Raw genomic sequence first — 22603 nt, forward strand, 5'->3', positions numbered from 1 at the left:
CGCAGGCCGGAGGCGCTTCTCAACAGCCGAATGGCTGGTCATCCAGAGCCTCGGTGTTTAGTTGTCGCGATACGGCGATCTGGCTCGCCTGCCGCGGGCTTCCGTGCCGCTGCCGCGGCCCGGGTCACTTTCTCTTGCTTGCCCAAGAGAAAGTAACCAAAGAGAAGGGCCCCCCGGATGACGCGCCTTCCGGGCTTCGCCCTCCAGGTGCGCGGGTGGGTTACGGGGTTTTTCGACTGGGCATCCTGCCCTGGCGAAAAACTGGCCCGCATCCATGCGGGCCACCCTGCGGGCTTTCCTCCACCCACCCGCCGCGTCATACGGGGACCCCTGAGAGCCAAGAGCCAAGAGCCAAGAGCCAAGAGCCAAGAGCCAAGAGCCAAGAGCCAAGAGCCAAGAGCCAAGAGCCAAGAGCCAAGAGCCAAGAGCCAAGAGCCAAGAGCCAAGAGCCAAGAGCTGCAGATCTACGGTGGGAGCGCACCCTGTGCGCGACAAACCTACGGAGCGATACATCCCAGCGTGACTGTCGCGCACAGGGTGCGCTCCCACAGAAAGCACACAGGTTCCCGCGAGCACCCGCCCTCACCCCGACGGGGAGAGGGAGAAGTGCGGTGCACCGCAAAGACAAACCAAAGGCGATGCGCAGCGAGCTCCGCCTTAAGTCCTCAGCGATTCGGGCGCGTTGCGCAGTGCTTGGAAGTACCCCTGGGGTACCCTCCCATGGAGATCCGGCGGGACGCGCCTCGAGCGCTCGCGCTTGGATTCAACACGATGCTGCCAGCTTTAGAGGCCATTCTCTTTGGGTTACTTTCGACGCGAAGCTAGTCCGGTGGGATCTCTAGGGCTAGCAAGAGAAAAGTGACTCGGCTGCCGACAGGCAGTCGAAACGCCCGCTGCGTAAGCGGCCAGGTCGCGGTTCCGCGACATCAAAAAGCCAAGGCTCTGGACTTCGGCCTACACCGGCACAACAAGCCAAAAATCAGCGCGCATCAAACCGGCGAATAAACTCCCGCACCTGCGGATACACCGTCTGCCGCCACCGGCGCCCACTGAAAATGCCATAGTGGCCAGCGCCCTCGACCATGCGATGTTCGCGCCGATTCGCCGCAATCCCGCTGCACAAATCATGTGCGGCCTCGGTCTGGCCCAGGCCTGCAATATCGTCCAGCTCGCCTTCCACCGTGAACAACGCCGTCTTGGTGATCGCCGAAGGCGTCACGCGTTCGCCGGAAACGTCCCACAGTCCGCGCGGCAGCAGGAACTGCTGGAACACGGTGGCGATGGTGTCGAGGTAGTACTCGGCAGGCATGTCGAGCACGGCGTTGTATTCGTCGTAGAACTTGCGGTGCGATTCGGCATCGTCCTGGTCGCCGCGCAGCAGGTTCTCGTAGAAATCCCAGTGCGAGTTGAGGTGGCGGCCCGGGTTCATGGCGATGAAGCCGGCGTGCTGCAGGAAGCCCGGATAGACCTCGCGACCGCTGCCGGGATAGTTCGGCGGCACGGTGTGGATCAGGTTGCCGCGGAACCAGCTGAGCGGGCGCGTGGTGGCGAGATTGTTCACGCCGGTCGGGTTGCTGCGCGGCTCGATCGGGCCGCCCATCATGGTCATGCTGAGTGGCGTCGGCTCGCCGCGCGCGGCCATCAGCGACACGGCGGCCAGCACCGGCACGGTCGGCTGGCAGACCGAGATCACGTGCACGCGCTCGGCACCGATGTGTCGGATGAATTCCTCGATATAGGCGACGTAATCATCGAGATGGAACGCACCGTCTTCGGCCGGCACCATGCGCGCGTCGACCCAGTCGGTGATGTACACCTTGTGGTCCTGCAGCAGCGTTTTCACGGTGTCGCGCAGCAGCGTGGCGTGGTGGCCCGAAAGCGGCGCCACGAGCAGCACGGTGGGGTCGTTCTTCAGTTTCTCGATGGTGTCCGGATCGTCGCTGAAACGCTTGAAGCGCTTGAGCTGGCAGAACGGCTTGTCCAGCACCACGCGTTCGATCACGGCAATTTCCTGGCCGTGCGCTGTGACCTGCGGCAGGTTGAACGCGGGCTTCTCGTATTCCTTGCCCAGTCGGTGCAACAGCTCGTAGCCGGCGGCCATGCGCATGGCGCCGGGCAGATGGGAGAGCGGGCTGGTGATGTCGCTCAGCAGCTTGGCACTGGCTTCGGCGTAATGGCTGAGCGGGCCGAGGAAAGCGCGCTGCCACTCGTGAATCTGATAGAGCATCGGGGTGGAGCCGGGAAGGGTCAGAGACGGCATCTTACCCGGTTTGGCGGGGCTGTGCTGCGCCGCCGCATTAGCTCGGGCCTGATGAATCAGGCGCTTAGGCGCGGCGGCAAAGCAGCAGCAGCTCGTCCACGCCTTCGCAGGCCGGCATGCCGCGCTGCCACTTGAGCGGCTTCTGCAGACGCAGGCCCAGCGGCATGATCACGCGGTTGTACCACCACAGGGCGCGTTCACGCTGGTGGGTGAGGTACCACTGGCCCAGGCCCAGCACGGTCTTGGAGGTGGGCTGCATGCCGTAGATGGCGCTTTGCTCGATGCTCCAGCCGTGCGACTCCAGCTTGCGCAGGATCTGGCCCGGCTCGTAGCGGCGATAGTGGCCGACGAATTCGTCGAAGGCCGTCCAGGCCGATTCGTGCAGCGGCACCGACAGCAGCATCCGCGCATCCGGCGCGGCAACGCGCGACAACTCGCGCAATGCCTTGTCGTCGTCCGCCACGTGCTCGAGGATGTCCAGGGCACAGACCAGATCGAAACTCTCGTCGGCACAGGGCAGGGCGCCGATGCTGGCGCGCGCGGCGCTGGCGCCATGCGAACGCAGCTCATGCAATGCCGCCAGGCTGATGTCGACGAAATAGGTGCCATCCAGCGGCAAGCGTGGACGCAGACCCGGCGCGATTTCCAACCGGCGAGGCAGCGCCATCGCCAGTTCCCGCACCATCGGCCAGGTGTTGAAGCGGGAGGGATCGACCAATCGTGCGCCTGACCACAACGCATCGTAGAACGCCTGATTGATGCGTTTCAGTTCGGTGGCGCTGCGCTGTGTCAAGGCAAGCGAGGGCATGTCACGAGTGTCGCCGGAAACCACTTCACGTCGGTGTGAAACTTTGGTCACCGGTACAAAACCGTGCGGGCGATCACATCGTGCAGAGCACGGCGGCGCGGATCGAAAGTTGCTACGCCGAACCATGCGATCCATGCGACAGCCACCGCCCACAGCGCCGTCCGGTTGCCCAGCCAAGGCGCCAGAACGAGCAGGCACAACGGCGCGGCGGCGACCAGCAGACGCACCAACGCCTGCATGGGCGATATGGCAAGACCTTGCTCATTGCGTAGCCGAATGCGCCACGGACGCATGCCCAGCGTCTGTCCGCCGCGCAGCCACGAGATGAGGAAATAAGCCGACACCACCAGCGCCTGCAGCGGCTGATACCACCATGCGATGTGCGCGTGCCCGTCGGTGCTGATCAGCGTGCCGCCGGTGATGCGCTGACAGACGTAGCCCACCACCATCACGATCGCCACCACGGCGAGCAGGTCGTAGAGCAGGGCGGCGAGGCGACGCCACAACGGGCAATACAGATCGGTAGCGGTGGTCATCGAAACGGGCAGCCTGCGAAAAGGAACGCTTGCACGGGACGAGGCGGGCGGCGAGCATCACGTCCATGCAGCAAGAAGAACCCAGTATCGCCGAAGCCGACCGCCGCAGCATCGATGCCTTCATCGAACGCGTGTGGTCCGAAGATGGGCTGGCCGATCGCACGCTCGAAGCCTATCGCCGCGACCTCGAAGGACTGGCGCGCTGGCTGGGCACGCAAGGCCAGAGTTTGCGCAGCGCGCAGAGGCAGCACCTGTCGGCGTATCACGGCAGCCAGCCGGTGGCGGTGCGTTCGCTGGCGCGACGGCAGTCGGCGTTCCGTCGCTATTACGCGCATGTGGCGCGAACCGAGCCGGGATTCGACGATCCCACGCTGTTGATCGAACGCCCGAAGATGCCGCGCAGCCTGCCCAAGGCGTTGGCCGAACGCGAGATCGAAGGCCTGCTGGACGCGCCGGATCTCGCCACCACGCTCGGCCTGCGCGACCGGGCGATGCTGGAGCTGATGTATGCCTCGGGCCTGCGCGTGTCCGAACTGGTGCAGTTGCCGCTGGCCTCGCTCAACCTCCGGCAGGGCGTGGTGCGCGTGACCGGCAAGGGCGGCAAGGATCGCCTGGTGCCGATCGGCGAAGTGGCGGTGGAGCGTATCGAGGCCTACCTGGCGACGGCGCGTCCGCTGCTGGCGCGGGGACGCCAGCGCCAGCCCGCCGCGCTGTTCCTCAGCAATCGTGGCGAAGGCATGACCCGGCAGATGTTCTGGACGCTGGTGAAGCGTTATGCGGTGCAGGTGGGCATCGTCTCCAAGCGCATTTCGCCGCACGTGTTGCGCCATTCCTTTGCCACCCATCTGCTCAACCACGGCGCCGACCTGCGCGCCCTGCAGATGCTGCTGGGCCATAGCGCGCTCAGCACCACCCAGATCTACACCCTGGTGGCCAAGGAAGGGCTCAAGCGCCTGCACGCCCAGCATCACCCCCGCGGCTAAGCCCGGGCGTCATAAAATCAGACTATCCCTGGTGGCCCTGCCAAACGGACCGCATACGCGTTCATGTGCCTGTGCCAGAATGGCTTTCCCCCGTTTCCCCGTTGGGGAAATGAACGTCTCAAGAGGTTCGCAATGTTCAAGAAATGGTTGCTGGCGCTGTGCGTCGGCGGATTGACGCTCAATGCCTGCGCGGCGCCCGACGGCTCGGCTGCCGTCACTACCGGTCCGGAATCGGCGATCCGCCGGGCCGTGCTTGGGTTGGTGCCCAACGCGAGCATCGACTCGATCCGCCCGGCACCCATGCAGGGCTTCTACCAGGTCATCGCCTCGGGCCATCTGGTCTACGTGTCCAGCGACGGCAAGTACATGCTCAATGGCGACCTGATCGACCTGGGCAAGAAGAAGAACATCACCGACGACGGCTGGTCCGATTTCCGCAAGGCGGAGCTGGCCAAGGTGCCGGCAGCCGATCGCATCGTGTTCTCGCCGGCGAACCCGAAATATCGCGTCACCGTGTTCACCGACGTCAACTGCGCCTATTGCCGCCAGTTGCACGAGCACATGGCCGATTTCAACAAGGCCGGCATCGCCGTGGAATATGTCGCCTGGCCGCGTGAAGGCGTGACCAACGAGTCTGGAAAGACCACGCCGACCTATAACGAGATGGTCTCGGTCTGGTGTGCCAGCGACCGCAAGGCCGCGTTCACCGCCGCCAAGCAGGGCAAGGCGCCCAAGGCCACCAATTGCCCCAACCCGGTGAAGGACGAATTCGAGCTGGGCGTGAAGCTCGGCGTGTCGGGTACGCCCGCCATCATCGGGGACAACGGCGCCATGCTGGGCGGCTACATGACGCCGGACCAGCTGCTGCAGGCGCTGAAAGCCGGTAGCTAAGTTGCAGCTGACGCAGGCCCGTTTGGGTGTCTGAACGGGCCTGGATTTGCTTTGGTTTCATGGGTTTGAGTCATGCTGGAGGGGGCGGGCAGGCTTTCGCCCCCTGATCGGCCGCGATGCTGCGTCGCGGCAGTCTTGCTGCGCCATGGGGTACAATGGGCGTTTCCGCCTACCTCCCGTTCCCCGCATGATCGCACTCGACGGGCAGAGCGCCCTCTCGCCTTTTCGCCTCGAACGCCTGAACGCACGCCTGGAAGCCATTCACCGTGGCACCCGCGTGCAAGCGTCGTGGTTTGTCTATTTCATCGATGCCGACCGTACCCCGGAGGGCGAGCAACATCGCCGCCTGCTGGAAGTGCTGGAGGCCAAGGAAGGCGCGCCGGAAGCCGCCTCGCTGTGGGTCGTGCCGCGCCTGGGGACGATTTCGCCCTGGTCGAGCAAGGCCACCGACATCCTGCATGGCGCCGGTTTCGAGGTGCACCGCGTGGAGCGTGGCGTGGCCTGGCAGATCGCCAGCCTGCCGGCCATCGGCAGCGCGCAGTACGACGCGGTGGTGACGGTCCTGCATGACGCCATGACGCAATCGGTGCTGACCGACCTGAGCCAAGCCAAGGGTCTGTTCCTGGGCGGCAAGCCCGGGCCGCTGGTGCACATCGCGCTCGGCAGCGACCCCAAGGGCGCGCTGGACAAGGCCAACCAGGAGCTGGGCCTGGCGCTGGCCGACGACGAGATCGAATACCTGGTCGCGCGCTACGCCGAACTGGGTCGCGATCCCACCGATGCCGAACTCTTCATGTTCGCCCAGGCCAATTCCGAGCATTGCCGCCACAAGGTGTTCAACGCCAGTTGGACGCTGGACGGCGAGGCTCAGGAAAAGAGCCTGTTCGGCATGATCAAGAACACCCACCAGCATTCGCCCGCCCACACGCTGTCCGCCTACAAGGACAACGCGGCGGTGATCGAAGGTGTCGAAGGCAAGCGCTTCTTCGCCGACGAAGACGGCGTGTGGCGCGCCCATGCCGAGCGCGTCGACTACGCGATCAAGGTGGAAACGCATAACCATCCGACCGCCATCGCGCCGTGGCCGGGGGCCGCGACGGGTGCCGGCGGCGAAATCCGCGACGAAGGCGCCACCGGCCGCGGTGCCAAGCCCAAGGCGGGGCTGACCGGTTTCTCCGTGTCCGACCTGCGCATTCCGGGCCTGCCGCGTCCGTGGGAAGTGGATCGCCCGCTGCCGCCGCACATGGCTACAGCGTTCGAGATCATGCGCGATGGCCCGCTGGGCGCCGCTGCGTTCAACAACGAATTCGGCCGTCCCGCGCTGGGCGGCTACTTGCGCACCTACGAGCACGAAACCGGCGAAGCCGGCGTGCGTCGCGGTTACGATAAGCCGATCATGATTGCCGGCGGCCTCGCCAATATCCGCGCCGATCACGTGCAGAAGCGCGACGTGCAGCCGGGCAACAAGGTGATCGTGCTGGGCGGTCCGGCCATGCTGATCGGCCTGGGCGGCGGTGCCGCCTCGTCGGTGGCCTCGGGCACGTCGAGCCAGGAACTGGATTTCGCCTCCGTGCAGCGCGACAACGCCGAGATGGAGCGTCGCGCGCAGCAGGTCATCGACAGCTGCTGGGCGCGTGGCGAGAAGAATCCCATCGTCAGCGTGCACGACGTGGGCGCGGGTGGTCTTTCCAATGCCATTCCCGAGCTGCTCAACGACGCGGGCGTGGGTGGTCGCATCGATCTCTCCACCATCCCCTGCGACGATCCTTCGCTGTCGCCGATGCAGATCTGGAGCAACGAATCGCAGGAGCGCTATGTGCTCGCGATCGGGCCGGAAGATCTCGCCGAATTCGAGGCCTACTGCAAGCGCGAGCGTTGCCCGTACGCCGTGGTCGGCGATGCGACGGCCGAGCGTCGCCTGGTGGTGCACGATCCGCGCACCGATACGCTGGTGATCGACCTGCCGATGGACGTGCTGTTCGGCAAGCCGCCGCGCATGCATCGCGACGCCACGCGCCTGAAGCCGCGCGTCGACCTGCTGCCCGACCTGGCTGGCATCAGCATGGACGAGGCATTGCTTCGCGTGCTGCGCCTGCCGACCGTGGGCAGCAAGAGCTTCCTTATCACCATCGGCGACCGCACCGTCGGCGGCCTCAATGCACGCGACCCGATGGTCGGCCCGTGGCAGGTGCCGGTGGCCGATTGCGCCGTCACCATCACCGACTTCGACAGCTACACCGGCGAAGCGATGGCGATGGCCGAACGCGCGCCGGTGGCGCTGCTGAGCAGCCCGGATGCCGCACGCCTCGCGGTGGGCGAAGCCATCACCAATCTCGCTGCCGCACCGATCGCCTCGCTGGGTGAAGTGCGCTTGTCGGCGAACTGGCAGGCCGCGGTGAACTATCCCGGCGAAGACGCAGCCTTGTTCGACGCGGTGAAGGCCGTGGGCATGGAACTGTGCCCCGAACTCGACATCTCCATCCCGGTCGGCAAGGACTCGCTGTCCATGCAGACCGTGTGGAAGGACGGCGACACCACGCAGCGCACGGTCTCGCCGGTGTCGCTGGTGATCACGGCGTTCTCGCGCGTCACCGATGTGCGTCGCACGCTCACGCCGCAACTGCGGCTCGATCGCGGCGACTCGGAACTGTGGCTGCTCGACCTGGGCGCCTGCCGCGATCGACTCGGCGGCTCGGCGCTCACGCAAGTATTCAACCGCGGCGGCGGCGTACCGCCGGACCTGGACGATCCCAAGCGCCTGAAGGCCTTGTTCGATCTGGTGCAGGAAGCGAATGCCGGCGGCCTGTTGCTGGCCTATCACGACCGCTCCGACGGCGGCGTCATCGTGACGCTGCTGGAGATGGCGTTTGCCGGTCATTGCGGCCTGGAAATCCAGCTCGAAGGCTGGGCCGAAGCGACGCTGCGCGCCTTGTTCAACGAAGAACTCGGCGCCGTCGTGCAGGTCGCCACGGCCAACCGCGAAGCGTTCGAGGCGCTGCTGGTGAAGCATGGCCTCACCAGCATGGCCTATCGCATCGGCCGTCCGAAGGAAAAGCTCGGCATCAAGCTGTTCCACAGCGGCGACACGCTGTTCAAGTGGAACTGGCGCACGCTGTTCCAGGCCTGGAACGAAACCAGCCACGCGATGCAGCGCCTGCGCGACAACCCGGCCTCCGCCGATGCGGAGAACGAGTGGCGCCTGGACGATGCCGATCCGGGCATCCATCCCAAGCTCAGCTTCGAGCCGTCGGAGAACATCGCCGCGCCGTATATCGCCAAGGGCGCGCGTCCGCGCGTGGCGGTGCTGCGCGAGCAGGGCGTCAATGGCCAGGTCGAGATGTCTGCCGCGTTCACCCGCGCGGGCTTCGATGCGGTGGACGTCCATATGTCCGATCTCGCCAGCGGCCGCATCAAGCTGGCCGACTTCCGCGGCTTCGCGGCGTGCGGCGGTTTCTCCTACGGCGACGTGCTGGGCGCGGGCCGCGGCTGGGCCACCTCGATTCTCTACAACGAATACCTGCGCGCGGAATTCAGCACGTTCTTTGCCGACCCCTCGCGTTTCGCGCTGGGCGTGTGCAACGGTTGCCAGATGATGGGCCAGCTCAAGGACATCATTCCCGGTGCGCAGCACTGGCCGAAGTTCCTGCGCAATGCGTCCGAACAGTACGAAGCGCGCGTGGCCACAGTCGAAGTGCTCGACTCGCCCAGCATCTTCTTCAAGGGCATGGCCGGTTCGCGCATTCCGGTGGCGGTGGCACACGGCGAAGGCCGCGTGAGCTTCCCGTACAGCTGCAGCCCGTCGAAGGCGGGTGCGGCGATGCGTTTCGTCGACAACCGCGGCAAGCCCACCGAAGACTTCCCGTTGAACCCGAACGGTTCGCCCGGCGGCCTCACCGGTTTCACCGCGGCCGAGGGTCGCGTGACGATCATGATGCCGCATCCGGAACGCGTGTTCCGCAGCGTGCAGATGAGCTGGCATCCGGAGAAGTGGGGCGAGGATTCGCCGTGGATGCGCATGTTCCGCAACGCACGGGTGTGGTGCGGCTGATGGTTCGCGGTCACGCTAAGGTTTAGCGTGGCCGCCGTCGCGCGCTGGCTTGGGCGGATCCTTCCGGTTGCAGCGTGGACCTGCGTGGTGGCGCTGCTGCCCTGGTGGCTGGGCCTGTCGCTGGTACTGCTGTCGGCGTTCGGTGCGGTGCTGTTCGACCGACGTGTCGCGCGCTATGCGGAATGGTCCCGGCGTACTCTGCGCTGGGGATTGCCAGGCCTGTTGTTTGCCGTACAACGTGCGCTGGGCGGCGACCTGATCGCCTGGGGTGCGGCCCTGCTCGGGGCCCTGGTGGGTTTTTCGCTGGTGGTGCTGCTGGAGTCGCTGCTCGATCACCAGGTGAATCGCGTGCCCGCGGCGAAGACCTCACCCGAGTGGAGCGAGTTGGCGATGGCGCCGATCGGCCCGCCGGCGCACATCATCGAACTGGTGCGCGCCGACTGGCAGGAAGCTACGGGCGAATTCGTTGCAGCCGCGGACGATGTGCGATTCGAGGCCACTGGCGAGGGCCGGGGCCGCTACGTGTTCGCCGAGGGGCAGATCATCGACAAGGCCAGTCCGCGCTATTGCGTGAGTCCGGGCGGTGGATGGTTCGCGGCCAACCTGCCGGGTGGGCGTGGCGAAGTGTTGTGGGACAGGCAGGGCGGCCATGTCCATCGCCTGGCGGGCTGGCAGCTCAGCGGTTGGGAGGGCGATCAGCCCTGGCTGGCGCAAGGCAACGATGGCGCGCCGGCCCCGCTGCATGAGGTGTTGGGGCAGGGACGCCGTTAAGCCGTCTCCACGGCAAAATCGCATCGGCTGGTGTATCGACATACACTGGCATGTTCCCCGTAGCGATGGGCCAACCTGGCAGGCGTTTTCGGGCACTCACCACGTTCTGGACAACGCATACTTGTGGCTGTGAATACCGACGCATCTCCCTCCTTGTCCGCCGTCGCGCCGGTCAGCGTGATCGTGGTGGCGGCCGACAGCGGCCCCAGCCTGCGCGACTGCGTGCGGCGGGTGCTGGCGTGCGAGGTGCCGCTGGAAATGATCCTGGTCGACAACGCCTCGTCCGACGGCATTCCGCAGGCGCTGGCGCGAGCGCACGAAAGCGATGCGCGGCTGCGGGTGGTCTACAACCACGCCAATCTCGGCTTCGGTCCCGCGGTGAATCGCGGAGCGGCGCAGTCGCATGGCAAGTCGCTGCTGGTGCTCAATCCCGATTGCCTGATCGACAACGACACCTTGCAACGCCTGCTCGAGATGCTGGCCTTGCACCCGCGCGCCGGTGTGATCGGAGCGGTCGTCTGCGATGAAAACGGCACGCCCGATCCGGCCTCTTATCGCCGCGATCCGTTGATGCGCCGCGCGTTGAATACGCTGTTCAAGCGCGCAGGCGAAGGCATCAACATCGAAGGCCCGATGCCAGACACGCTGGTCGAAGCCGAGGCGGTATCGGGCGCGTTGATGCTGATGCCGCGCCGCGTGTTCGAGTACCTCGCGGGCTTCGACGAAGACTATTTCCTGCATTGCGAAGACCTGGACATCTGTCGCCGCGTGCGCGATGCGGGCTATCACGTGATGCTGGCCGGCAACGTGCACGTGCTGCACGGCAAGGGCAGTTCCAGCCGTCACCGGCCGGTGTTCGTCAGCCGGCACAAGCATCGCGGCATGTGGCGGTGGTTCCGCAAGTTCGATCCGGATGCGCGCAAGCCCTGGATCGCCGCCGTGGTGTGGCTGGGCATCTGGACGCATTTCCTGCTGCAGATTCCCGGCCAGCTATGGCGGCTGCTGTGGCGCAAGCGACCTAAGGCCGCCGCATGACCGGTGCCGTGTCGCGAACCGCCACATGGGCCACGCTGGGCCTGGTCGCCGTCACCGCCATCTGGGGCTCCACCTTTTTCCTGATCAAGGATCTGGTGGCGCGCATGCCGGTGGCCGATTTCCTCGCCGTGCGCTTTCTGATCGCGGCGCTGGCGATGGCCGTACTGTTTCATCGCCCGCTGCTGCGCCTGAGCCGTCGCGAGTGGCAGCAGGGCATGGCGCTGGGTGCGATCTACGGCATCGCGCAGTTGTTGCAGACGTCGGGCCTGGAACATACCTCGGCGAGCATCAGCGGCTTCGCCACCGGCGTGTACGTGGTGTTCACGCCCTTGCTCGGGACGGTGCTGCTGCGCCAACGCCTGCCGTCGGTGACCTGGGTGGCCGTGCTGCTTTCCGTCGGCGGCCTGGCGTTGCTTGCCCTGCGTGGCCTGAGCATCGGTTATGGCGTGTGGCTCACGCTGGCGTCGGCGGCGTTGTACGGCCTGCATATCGTGGGGCTGGGCACGTGGTCGCGACCGGGCAGCGCATTTGCACTGTCGACGGTGCAGATGATCGTGATCGCCGCGATCTGCCTGCTGGCTACCTTGCCCACGGGACCGTCGCTACCGCCGGATCTCGGTGCCTGGGCGGCGGTGCTGTACATGGCGCTGGCGGCCGGTGCGGGCGCCATGCTGGTGCAGACCTGGGCGCAGGCGCACCTGTCGCCCACGCGCGCGGCCATCGTGATGACGCTGGAGCCGGTGTTCGCGGCCGGCTTCGCGGTGACGTTCGGCCAGGACGCGCTGACCTGGCGCATGCTCGCCGGTGGCGCGCTGGTGTTGGCGGCGATGTATCTGGTGGAACTGGCGCCGCGCAGCAGCGCGGTAAAGGCGGAAGGTTTGCACCACGAGGTGTGAGTGCCGTCCTTCTGTGGGAGCGCACTTGTGCGCGACAAACCTACGAAGCGGGACCGACCAGGCGCCGCAGTCGCGCACAAGGGGATTGTCAGTCCTTGCGCTTGGGCGGCCGTGGCTGCATCGCGATGCGCACCAGGTAAATCACGATGGCGATATTGGCCACCAGCGCCCCCAGCTTCAGCCATCCAAACTTATGGATGGTCTCGTACAGCTCCAGCGGAATCAGCGAGCCGGTGGCGATCACGGTGAACCATTCGGCCCAGTGCTTGCGCAGCCACAGGCCGGTCCCTTCGGTGGCGAAGATGGCCGCGTAGGCCAGCGCCACCAGGCCGATGGCCACGAACTTGCTCGGGCCCATCGACTGCAGCAGTTCCACCAGGCGCCAGCGCAGGCCGTTGCTGTCGGTGAGCGACAGGTGTTCCAGCCAGTGCACCAGCTTTTCGAAGTTCTGCTCGCGGTCGAGATGGAAGGCGAAGATGGCCACCAGGATCAGGCACACCGTCTTCACCGCCTTGTAGATGGCGATTATGCGCAGGCCGAGGCTGTGCTGGGCCTCGATGTCCGACGAAGGCTGGAGATGGGGATGGTGGTGGCGTTCGGTCATCGGGAATTGTGCAGTAGCTTGCGGCCATGATCAGGGCGCGATCATGAAGGGTAGAGCACCGGAAGCCCAGTCCCGTTCAGACGCAAGAAAGGCCGCGCCCGGTAGGGCACGGCCTTCGGTGGCTGCGAGGGGTCTAGCAGCAGCGTCCGCCGGTTCCCTTGTAGCGGGCAATTTGCCGCTCCCTGAAAAACTCCTTGTAGCTGGGCACGGCGCGATCCGGGTGGTGCTCGCGCAGGTGCTTCACGTACACGTCGTAGTCGGGAACGCCGCAGCAGAGGCGGGCGGTTTGCACCGCCCACTTCCTGATCGCCTGCAGTTCCATTTTCATGATGGCAGCCCTCAACGGCTGGGCACGGTGCCCAGCGCGACGTACGGTTCTTCGTGCGCGGTGGGATGGTTGATGCCCCAGGCCCTGACGATGGCCCGGATGGTGAAGGCCAGCATGGTCAGGATCAGCAGCATGAAGATGCCGGTGAGCGCGGCGTCGACGTAGTTGTTGGTCACGATGCGCTGCATTTCCTCCGCCGTCTTGGCCGGCGCCAGCAGTTTGCCGTCGGCGATGGCCTGGGCGTACTTCTGCGCCGCCGCCGTGAAGCTGATCGGGCCGCCGAGTTTCTCCCAGCCGGCGGTGAGCGTGCACACGCACAGCCAGATCGCCGGAATGCCGGGCACCAGCACGTAGCGCTCGCGCTTGAGCTTCACCGTCACCACTGTGGCCAGCATCAGCGCCACCGCCGCGAGCATCTGGTTCGCGATGCCGAACAAGGGCCATAGCGTATTGATGCCGCCGAGCGGATCGACCGCGCCCTGGTACAGGAAGTAGCCCCATAGGCCCACGCAGATCGCGGTGGCCAGCAGGTTGCCGGTCCACGATTCGGTGTGTTGCAGGGGCTTGTAGATGAGGCCGGCGATCTCCTGGATCATGAAGCGGCCCACGCGCGTGCCTGCATCCACCGTGGTGAGGATGAACAACGCTTCGAACAGGATGGCGTAGTGGTACCAGAACGCCATCATGCCCTCGCCGGGAACGATGCCGTGCAGCAGCTGGGCCATGCCCACCGCCAGCGTCGGCGCACCGCCGGCGCGGCTGAGAATGCTCGATTCGCCGATGTTCTTGGCGGTATTGAGCAGCTCGTCCGGCGTCACCACGAAGCCCCACTGGCTGATCGCGGTGGCGGCCGACTGCGCGGTGGTGCCGATCAAGGCGGCAGGCGAGTTCATCGCGAAATACACGCCCGGATGCAGCGACGCGGCCGCGACCAGCGCCATGATCGCGACGAAGGCCTCCATCAGCATGCCGCCGTAGCCGATCATGCGCGCCTCGCCTTCATTGGCGATCAGCTTGGGCGTGGTGCCCGAGGCGATGATCGAATGCCAGCCCGACACCGCGCCGCAGGCGATGGTGATGAACAGGAACGGGAACAGGTTGCCCTGGAACACCGGGCCGGTGCCGTCGATGAACTTCGTCACCGCAGGCATCTGCAGCGTGGGTGCGGCCAGGAAGATGGCCAGCGCCAGCAGCATGATGGTGCCGATCTTGAGGAAAGTGGAGAGGTAATCGCGCGGCGCCAGCAACAGCCACACCGGCAACACCGAAGCGCAGAAGCCGTAGGCGATCAGCAGCCACGCCAGCGACTTCGCATCGAAATCGAACACCGCCGACCACGTGGGCGAGGCGGCGACGTGCGCACCGAACCAGATCGAGGCCAGCAACAGGATCAGGCCGATGATCGACACTTCGAGAATCTTGCCTGGCCGCAGCCAGCGCAGATAGACGCCCATCAGCAGCGCGATCGGAATGGTCGCGGCCACGGTAAAGGTGCCCCAGGGACTGTGCGTCAGCGCCTTGACCACCACCAGCGCCAGCACCGCCAGCACGATCATCATCAGCACCAGCACGCCGAACATGGCGACCACGCCGGCGGTTGGCCCGAGTTCGTCGCGCAGCATGTTGCCGAGCGAGCGGCCGTCGCGTCGTACCGAAAGGCCCAGGATCATGAAGTCCTGCACGGCACCGGCAAATACCACGCCGAACAGGATCCACAGCGTGCCGGGCAGATAGCCCATCTGTGCCGCCAGCACCGGGCCAACCAACGGACCCGCGCCAGCGATCGCTGCGAAGTGGTGTCCGAATACCACCCACTTGTCGGTGGGTACATAGTCCAGACCGTCATTGCGCAGCACCGCGGGCGTGGCCCGGCTGGGGTCCATGCGCAGCACTTTGTCGTTGATGAACTTGCTGTAGAAGCGGTAGCCGATCACGAACACGGCAATCGCCGCGGCGACCAGCCAGATGGCGTTGATCGGTTCGCCCCGGCGCAGCGCGACCACCCCCAGGCACCAGGCGCCGACGATGGCGATGGCGGCCCACAGGATCTTCCCTGCAGGACTTGGTTTGACGGCGACGGTAGACATTCGCGTTGGCTCCTGGGAAGTCCCCCGCAAGGGTCGTCCTGGGGACGGCGGGGGTCAACAACATATTGCGTTGCCCCGCATTAGCCATTGGTCGAATGGGCGAAGGGACGTGCGCATGCGCGGGCTTCCTGGTCGGCGCGTACACTGGCGGTCTGTCGGCCGCTACGGGCGGCGTTGCCAGATCGATGACGAGGCGAGGTTTTTTCCATGATCCGCGAGATCCTGAAGATGGGCGACCCACGGCTGCTGCGGGTGGCCCCTCCGGTGCCCGACGGCATGATCGGCAGCGCGGAGCTCGATGCGCTGATCGCCGACATGTTCGACACCATGCACGATGCCGGCGGCGTCGGCCTGGCTGCGCCACAGATCGGCGTGGACCTGCAACTGGTGATCTTCGGCTTCGACCAGTCGGAGCGTTATCCGGATGCCCCGGCGGTGCCGCGCACGATCCTGCTCAATCCGGTGATCACGCCGCTGTCGCAGGACATGGAGGAGGGCTGGGAGGGGTGCCTGTCCGTGCCGGGTCTGCGCGGGGCAGTAAGTCGGTATTCGCTGATCCGTTATCAGGGTGTGGATCCGCAGGGTGCGCCGATCGACCGCAATGCGGAGGGGTTTCACGCTCGCGTGGTGCAGCATGAGTGCGATCACTTGATTGGTCGGCTGTATCCGTCACGCATCACCGATTTCAGCAAGTTTGGCTATACCGAGGTGTTGTTTCCGGGGATGGAGCTGGCGGACGACTGAGTTTTTCTCCCTCTCGCCTCCGGGGAGAGGGGTGGGGTGAGGGGCCAATCTAGCCTTGCCGTGCGGAATTGCCGTTCTTTTTTTGCTCGTCATCCCGGCGCAGGCCGGGATCCAGAGCCTCGGTGTTTAGTTGTCGAGATACGGCGACCTGGCTCGCCTGCGGCGGGCTTCCGTCCTCCTGCCGGAGGCCGGGTCACTTTCTCTTGCTTGCCCAAGAGAAAGTAACCAAAGAGAAGGGCCCCCCGGATGACGCGCCTTCCGGGCTTCGCCCTCCAGGTGCGCGGGTGGGCTCCGGGGTTTTTCGACAGGGCATCCTGCCCTGGCGAAAAACTGGCCCGCATCCATGCGGGCCACCCTGCGGGCTATCCTCCACCCACCCGCCGCGTCATACGGGGACCCCTGAGAGCCAAGAGCCAAGAGCCAAGAGCCAAGAGCCAAGAGCCAAGAGCCAAGAGCCAAGAGCCAAGAGCCAAGAGCCAAGAGCCAAGAGCCAAGCCAAGAGCCAAGAGCAGAGCCAAGAGCTGGAGCGGAGGGCTGCAGATCTACTGTGGGAGCGCACCCTGTGCGCGACAAACCTACGGAGCGATACATCCCAGCGTGGCTGTCGCGCACAGGGTGCGCTCCCACAGAAAGCACACAGGTTCCCGCGGGCATCCGCCCCTCACCCCGGCCATCTCCCCGGAGGGGAGAGGGAAAAGAAAAGTGACTCGAGCGGCGGCAGCCGATCGAAACGCCCGCTGCGTAAGCGGCCCGGTCGCGGTACCGCGACATCAAACACCGAGGCTCTGGCCCCCGGCCTAGTCCGGCATGACGACCAAGCGCGGCCAGTCCCAGGCTGACGAGCCAATAGAGCGGCGTCCCGGTGACCCCAAACCCCAACCCCCCGTCAACCCGTTGCGATTCCTGCCAAATCCGGCAACCCTACGCGCTGGCCCGCCCCATGGCGGGCCCGACGTATCCATGCTGCCCCAGGGCGGCGGCCATCAGGGGACCCATCACATGACCGGACGACTTTCGTGAGCGGCAATCTTTCCCAAACCGAAAATCGCAAAGAGCTGACCGTTCGCGGTCTCATCCTGGGCGTGATCATCACGGTGGTGTTTACCGCCGCCAACGTCTTCTTCGGCCTCAAGGCCGGCCTGACCTTCGCCACCTCGATTCCGGCGGCGGTGATTTCCATGGCCCTGCTGCGCGGGTTCAAGGATTCCACCATCCAGGAAAACAACATCGTGCAGACCATCGCTTCGGCGGCGGGCACGTTGTCTTCGATCATCTTCGTGCTCCCGGGCATGATCATGATCGGCTGGTGGACCGGCTTCCCGTTCTGGACCTCGTTCGCCGTGTGCGCATTGGGCGGCATCCTCGGCGTGATGTATTCGATTCCGCTGCGCCGTGCGCTGGTGACGAACTCCGATCTGCCGTATCCCGAAGGCCTGGCCTGTGCCGAGGTGCTGAAGGTGGGCAGCGGCGATGACGCCGATGCCGGCAGCGTGGAAGAAGGCCGTGCGGGCCTGCTCGCCGTGCTGTGGGGTTCGATCGTGTCGGCGGTGTTTGCGGTGATCGTGGCCACGCAGGTCTTCGCCGCCGACTTCGTGCGCTATTTCCGCGTGGGCGACAAGGGATCGGTCAGCGGCTTCGACTTCAATCTTTCCTTCGCGCTGTTCGCCATTGGCCACCTGGTGGGCCTGTCGGTGGGTATCGCGATGCTCATCGGCGCGATCATCGGCTGGGGCTGGGGCGTGCCGCATTACTCGCTGATGGGCGACCTGAGCGCCTCGGTGGCGGATCTGGCCAACGGCACCTGGAGTCACAAGGTGCGCTTCGTCGGCGCGGGCGCGATTGGCGTATCGGCGATCTGGACGCTGGCCAAGCTGGTGAAGCCGGTGATCAGCGGCCTGGCTTCGGCAATGGCCGCCTCCAAGGTGCGCAAGGCCGGCAACGCCGACTCGCTGCCGCGCACCGAGCGCGATATCCCGATCGGCATCGTGGGCCTGATCACGCTGGCCTGCTTCATTCCGATTGCCTGGCTGCTGGGCTACTTCGGCCAGATCAGCGGCCTGGGCGATCACCTGGCCGTGCTCGCCATCGGCGGCGTGGCCTTCGTGGTGCTGATGGGCTTCTTCGTTTCCACCGTGTGCGGCTACATGGCCGGCCTGATCGGTTCGTCCAACAGCCCGCTGTCGGGCGTGGGCATCCTGGTCGTGATCGCCGCGGCGCTGTTGCTGGTGGCGTTCGTGAAGCCGCACGTGGGCGTGGAAGAGGGCAAGGCGCTGGTGGCGTTTGCGCTGTTCATCACCTCGGTGGTGTTCACCGTGGCGGCCATTGCCAACAACAACCTGCAGGACCTCAAGACCGGCCAGTTGGTGGACGCCACGCCGTGGCGCCAGCAGGTGGCCCTGGTGGTCGGCGTGGTGGCCGGCGCGGCGGTGATTCCGCCGGTGCTCGATCTGCTCAACAAGGCGTACGGTTTCGTCGGCGTGGCGGGTGCGGGAGCGCATGCGCTGCCGGCGCCGCAGGCCGGTCTCATTTCGGCGCTTGCCAACGGCGTGATCACCGGCAATATCGACTGGAGCCTGATCATCACCGGCATCTGGATCGGTGTGGCACTGATCATCATCGACGAGATCCTGGCGCGTACCACCAAGCACATGCGCATCCCGCCGCTCGCGGTCGGTCTGGGCATCTATCTGCCCACGGTGAGCACGCTGATGGTGGTGGTGGGTTCGGTGGTCGGCTGGTACTTCGACCGTCGCGCCGATCGCTCGAAGCGGCCGGAAACCACCAAGCAGCTCGGCGTGCTGTTGGCCTCGGGCCTGATCGTGGGCGAGAGCGTGATCGGCGTGGTGATCGCCTTCATCGTCGGCCTGTCGGGCAAGGCCGCGCCGCTGGCGCTGGTCGGCGAGGACTTCGGTGCGGCGGCGCAGTGGATCGGCGGCATCGCCTTCGCGCTGATCGTGCTGGTGCTGTACCGCTGGATCGCTCGCATGGCCAACGGACTACCCACTAAGTCCTGAATCACACGGTCGCGATCCGCCTGAAGCGGACGCGACCGAATGTCATGCCTGCATGCCACGATCGAACAGAAAAGCACGTTGACCGGCTATCCTAGGCGGTCGCGAACGGTTTGCGCGATGGTCATGTGGAGGCGGTAAACGCGTGGTGGAGCAGACAGGGGCACCAGCCCCGATTTCCGGTGAAGTGCTTGCGCGTCCTGGCCTGATGGTCAGGTTGCGCAGGCTTGCCGGTCCACTGCTGTCGGTGGCCATGCTCTGCCTGGCGCTATGGGCGCTGCATCGCCTGGCCAGCGAGGTGAGCTATCGCGAGGTGGCGCGCTACGTCCACGGGCTGGAGAACTACCGCGTCGCGCTGGCCGTGCTGCTCACCGCCGGCAGCTACGGCGTGATGATCCTGTACGACTGGTTCGGCCTGAAGTACATCGGCAAGCGCCTGCCGGGTGCGCAGGTCAGCCTGATCTCCTTCATCAGCTATGCCTTCAGCAATGCGCTTGGCATGGCATTGCTGATCTCCGGTTCGATCCGCTATCGCTTCTACATCCAGGCCGGCCTTTCCACCGCCGAGGTGGCGAAGGTGGTGGTGTATTGCACGCTGAGTTTCTGGCTGGGCCTGTGCGCGCTCACCGGCGTCACCCTGTTGCTGGTGCCGGTGCCGCCATCGTTGCCGCTGGCCAGCTGGCGTCTTCCGGTCGCCGCCGTGCTCACGCTCATTTCGTTGCTGTGGATGGTGGGCAGCCGCCTGCTTGGACGTCCATTGCGGCTGTGGCGTTGGCGCGTGAGCCTGCCGGGCACGCTGGTCGCCACGCGGCAGGTGCTGGTCGGTGCGGTGGACTGGGGGTTGGCGGCCTACGTGCTGTATCTGCTGATGCCCAATCAGGTGGACACGGGCTTCGGGCACTTTCTCGCCATCTTCGTCTTGGCCCAGATCGCCGGCCTGATCAGTCATGTGCCAGGCGGTCTGGGCGTGTTCGAAGCGGTGATGCTGGCCGGCTTCGGCGCGGAAGGAAACCAGGGCCTGGAAGCGCCCATCCTCGGTGCGCTGGCGGCCTATCGCCTGATCTACTACTTCCTGCCGTTGTTCGCGGCGACCGTGGTGGTGCTGTGGCGCGAAGCGCGCGGCCTGCGTCAGAAGACCTTGCTGGCACCGTGGTTCACCGGGTTGCTGCCGCCTTTTTTTGCGGGCCTCACGCTGGTATCCGGCGCGGTGCTGCTGTTCTCCGGCGCCACCTCGGCTTTGCCGCAGCGCCTGGCGATCCTGCGCGACGTGCTGCCGCTGGCGGTGCTCGAGGTCTCGCACTTCCTCTCCAGTGTGGTCGGCATGATGTTGCTGATCCTGTCGCGCGGCCTGCAGCGGCGCCTCGATGCGGCGTACGTGCTCACGCTGATCCTGCTGGTGCTGGGCGCAGTGCTGTCGCTGCTCAAGGGCATCGATTACGAAGAGGCCACCCTGCTGTCGCTGCTGGCGCTCGCGCTGGCGCCGGCCCATCGGTTGTTCTATCGCCGCGCGTCGATGTTCAGCGCCAGCTTCTCATGGGGCTGGATCATCGCCATCGTGGCGGTGCTCGGCTGCGCGGGCTGGCTGGTGGGTTTCAGCTACAAGCACGTGGAATACAGCAACAACCTGTGGTGGGAATTCAGCTTCTATCACGGCGGTGCGCCGCGCGCGTTGCGCGCGCTGGTCGGCGCGACGGCGGCGGGCCTGTTGTTTGCGTTGGCCAACCTGATCCGTCCCGCGCGTCCGCATTTGCAGCTTCCCAGCGAAGACGATCTGCAGCGCGCGCTGCCGTTGATCAAGAACTACAGCTCCGCCCAGGCGCATCTCGCGCTGATGGGCGACAAGACGCTGCTGTTCGATGCCGACAACCGCGCCTTCATCATGTACGACGTGGAAGGGCGCAGCTGGGTCGCCATGGGCGATCCGGTGGGCGAGGACGAGCAGGCGCGGCGCGAACTGGTGTGGACCTTCCGCGACCAGTGCGAGCGCGCCGGCGGCTGGCCGCTGTTCTACCAGGTGCGCCAGGACGACCTGGACCTGTACCTCGAAGTGGGCATGAACTTCCTCAAGATCGGTGAAGAAGCCCGCGTGGAACTGGCCGGCTTCAACCTCGACGGCAAGTCCAAGAAGGTGTTGCGCAACACCATCAACAAGCTCACCCGCGACGGCATGCGCATGGAGATCGTGCCGGCCGATGCGGTGCCTGCGCTGATGCCGCAGCTGAGGAAGATTTCCGATGCGTGGATGCGCGACAAGGGCGTGCGCGAGAAAGGCTTCTCGCTGGGCACGTTCGATCCGGCCTATCTCGAGCGCACGCCGATGGCGCTGGTCTGGCAGGGCGAGGAACTGGTGGCGTTCGCCAACCTGTTCCTCACCGACAACAAGGAAGAGGCCTCGCTGGACCTGATGCGGCACCTGCCGGACAGCACGGCCGGGATCATGGACTTCCTCTTCGTCAACCTTATGCAGTGGTCCAGGCAGGAAGGCTACCGCTGGTTCAACCTGGGCATGGCACCGTTCTCCGGCCTGCAGAACCGCCGCAGCGCGCCGCTGTGGAGCCGTGTTGGCGCGATGCTGTTCGGGCGTGGCGAGCGCTTCTACAACTTCCGCGGCCTGCACAAGTACAAGGACAAATTCGACCCGGTGTGGGAACCTCGCTATCTTGCGGTGCCTAACGGCATTGCGTTGCCGCTGGTGTTCGCCAACTTGGCGAGCCTTATTTCGGGTGGACTGTCGGGCATGGTGCGCCGTTGAAACGACTCTGGAAGTGGTTTGTTCTCGTTCTGTTGATCGCTGCCGGTGGGGGCCTCTGGGCCTGGCAGCCGTGGCATCACGCCAGCATGGAAGAGTCGCTGGTGCGGGTGCCGGCGCAGCCGGGCGTCACGCCGCTGGCGGGCCGCGAGGACGTGGTGGCGATCTTCTATTCCGGCGACGGCGGCTGGCGCGACCTCGACCAGTCGCTGGGCAAGATCATCGCCTCGCACGGCATCCCGGTGCAGGGCGTGAGCCTGCTGCAGTATTACTGGCGCAATCGCCCAGCCAAGGAATCGGCCGTCGACCTGGATGCCTTGATCGCGCAATCGGTCTCGCAGCCGGGCAAGAAGCGCGTGTGGTTGATCGGTTTCTCGTTCGGCGCCGACGTGCTGCCTTCGGTGATCGATCAGTTGAGCCCCGAGGGCCGCGCGCGCATCGCCCAGGTGGTGCTGCTGTCGCCCAGCCACGACGTCAACTTCGAAATCGAAATGGAAGGCTATATGAAGGAGGGCTGGTGGAAGACGCACACCCAGGACTTCTTCCAGTGGCTCAATCCCGTGCAGCATTACGATGCCCTGCCGCCGCTCGAAGCACTCGACGGCCATCCGCCGGTGGTGTGCTACTACGGCGTCAAGGACAAGGACGATGCGCTTTGCGCCGATCCGAAGTTGCCGGGCTGGATCAAGGTCTACGAAAAGACCGGCGACCATCACTTCGACTACAACTACGAAGGGCTGGCGCAGCAGATGATCCACGATCTGCCGGCGGCGCAGTAAATAGCCTCTCCTCTGTGGGAGCGCACCCTGTGCGCGACAAGCCGACGAGGCGGTGCACCCGGGTGTGACTGTC

General features: G+C 65.6%; 16 protein-coding genes. 10 read left to right on the top strand and 6 right to left on the bottom strand.

Annotated elements, in window-relative coordinates; all coding sequences use genetic code 11:
* Positions 1–979: 979 nt before the first annotated feature.
* From ISP20_RS11145 to ISP20_RS11155, 3 genes are all read right to left on the bottom strand, one after another.
* Positions 980–2227: a polyhydroxyalkanoate depolymerase gene (locus ISP20_RS11145; RefSeq protein WP_204636210.1), complete on the bottom strand. Its 1248-nt coding sequence runs from the start codon at positions 2225–2227 to the stop codon at positions 980–982.
* Positions 2228–2324: 97 nt separating this feature from the next.
* Positions 2325–3068 (bottom strand): class I SAM-dependent methyltransferase, encoded by a 744-nt coding sequence (locus ISP20_RS11150; protein ID WP_204636163.1) that lies wholly within the window; start codon positions 3066–3068, stop codon positions 2325–2327.
* A gap of 47 nt (positions 3069–3115) precedes the next feature.
* On the bottom strand, positions 3116–3604 hold the full coding sequence (locus ISP20_RS11155; RefSeq protein ID WP_204636164.1) for an RDD family protein: 489 nt from the start codon (positions 3602–3604) through the stop codon (positions 3116–3118).
* Positions 3605–3669: 65 nt separating this feature from the next.
* Between ISP20_RS11155 and xerD the strand changes: the two genes are divergently transcribed.
* From xerD to ISP20_RS11185, 6 genes are all read left to right on the top strand, one after another.
* Positions 3670–4587, top strand: coding sequence for a site-specific tyrosine recombinase XerD (gene xerD / locus ISP20_RS11160; protein ID WP_204636165.1), 918 nt, complete (start codon positions 3670–3672; stop codon positions 4585–4587).
* A 132-nt stretch (positions 4588–4719) separates the two neighbouring features.
* Positions 4720–5478, top strand: coding sequence for a DsbC family protein (locus tag ISP20_RS11165; protein WP_204636166.1), 759 nt, complete (start codon positions 4720–4722; stop codon positions 5476–5478).
* Positions 5479–5665: 187 nt separating this feature from the next.
* On the top strand, positions 5666–9526 hold the full coding sequence (gene purL / locus ISP20_RS11170) for a phosphoribosylformylglycinamidine synthase (protein WP_204636167.1): 3861 nt from the start codon (positions 5666–5668) through the stop codon (positions 9524–9526).
* Positions 9527–9553: 27 nt separating this feature from the next.
* Complete coding sequence (locus tag ISP20_RS11175; RefSeq protein ID WP_204636168.1) at positions 9554–10297, top strand: hypothetical protein; 744 nt, start codon at positions 9554–9556, stop codon at positions 10295–10297.
* A gap of 153 nt (positions 10298–10450) precedes the next feature.
* On the top strand, positions 10451–11332 hold the full coding sequence (locus tag ISP20_RS11180) for a glycosyltransferase family 2 protein (protein WP_204636169.1): 882 nt from the start codon (positions 10451–10453) through the stop codon (positions 11330–11332).
* Entirely contained in the window at positions 11329–12228 is a 900-nt protein-coding gene (locus tag ISP20_RS11185) for a DMT family transporter (RefSeq protein WP_204636170.1), read from the top strand. The genes ISP20_RS11180 and ISP20_RS11185 overlap by 4 nt, the downstream gene beginning before the upstream one ends.
* 88 nt (positions 12229–12316) lie before the next feature.
* Here ISP20_RS11185 and ISP20_RS11190 read toward each other — a convergent pair whose 3' ends face one another.
* The 3 genes from ISP20_RS11190 to ISP20_RS11200 form a co-directional block, all read right to left on the bottom strand.
* On the bottom strand, positions 12317–12832 hold the full coding sequence (locus ISP20_RS11190; RefSeq protein WP_204636171.1) for a DUF2127 domain-containing protein: 516 nt from the start codon (positions 12830–12832) through the stop codon (positions 12317–12319).
* A 133-nt stretch (positions 12833–12965) separates the two neighbouring features.
* Positions 12966–13160: a YbdD/YjiX family protein gene (locus tag ISP20_RS11195; protein ID WP_046972430.1), complete on the bottom strand. Its 195-nt coding sequence runs from the start codon at positions 13158–13160 to the stop codon at positions 12966–12968.
* A gap of 11 nt (positions 13161–13171) precedes the next feature.
* Complete coding sequence (locus ISP20_RS11200; RefSeq protein ID WP_204636172.1) at positions 13172–15247, bottom strand: carbon starvation CstA family protein; 2076 nt, start codon at positions 15245–15247, stop codon at positions 13172–13174.
* A 207-nt stretch (positions 15248–15454) separates the two neighbouring features.
* Here ISP20_RS11200 and def point away from each other — a divergent pair, with 207 nt between their 5' ends.
* The 4 genes from def to ISP20_RS11220 all read left to right on the top strand — a co-directional run bounded on the left by def (position 15455) and on the right by ISP20_RS11220 (position 22530).
* Positions 15455–15991, top strand: coding sequence for a peptide deformylase (def, locus tag ISP20_RS11205; protein WP_204636173.1), 537 nt, complete (start codon positions 15455–15457; stop codon positions 15989–15991).
* Between the two features lie 1016 nt (positions 15992–17007).
* The gene (locus ISP20_RS11210; protein ID WP_204636174.1) at positions 17008–19005 is read left to right on the top strand and encodes an OPT family oligopeptide transporter; all 1998 of its coding nucleotides are present in this window, start codon (positions 17008–17010) and stop codon (positions 19003–19005) included.
* Positions 19006–19189: 184 nt separating this feature from the next.
* Complete coding sequence (gene mprF, locus ISP20_RS11215; RefSeq protein WP_204636175.1) at positions 19190–21754, top strand: bifunctional lysylphosphatidylglycerol flippase/synthetase MprF; 2565 nt, start codon at positions 19190–19192, stop codon at positions 21752–21754.
* A complete protein-coding gene (locus ISP20_RS11220; protein ID WP_204636176.1) occupies positions 21751–22530 on the top strand; it encodes an AcvB/VirJ family lysyl-phosphatidylglycerol hydrolase in 780 nt (259 codons plus the stop codon). The genes mprF and ISP20_RS11220 overlap by 4 nt, the downstream gene beginning before the upstream one ends.
* Positions 22531–22603 lie beyond the last annotated feature (73 nt).

The sequence above is a fragment of the Dyella kyungheensis genome, assembly GCF_016905005.1.
In the GTDB taxonomy this organism is placed as follows: domain Bacteria; phylum Pseudomonadota; class Gammaproteobacteria; order Xanthomonadales; family Rhodanobacteraceae; genus Dyella; species Dyella kyungheensis.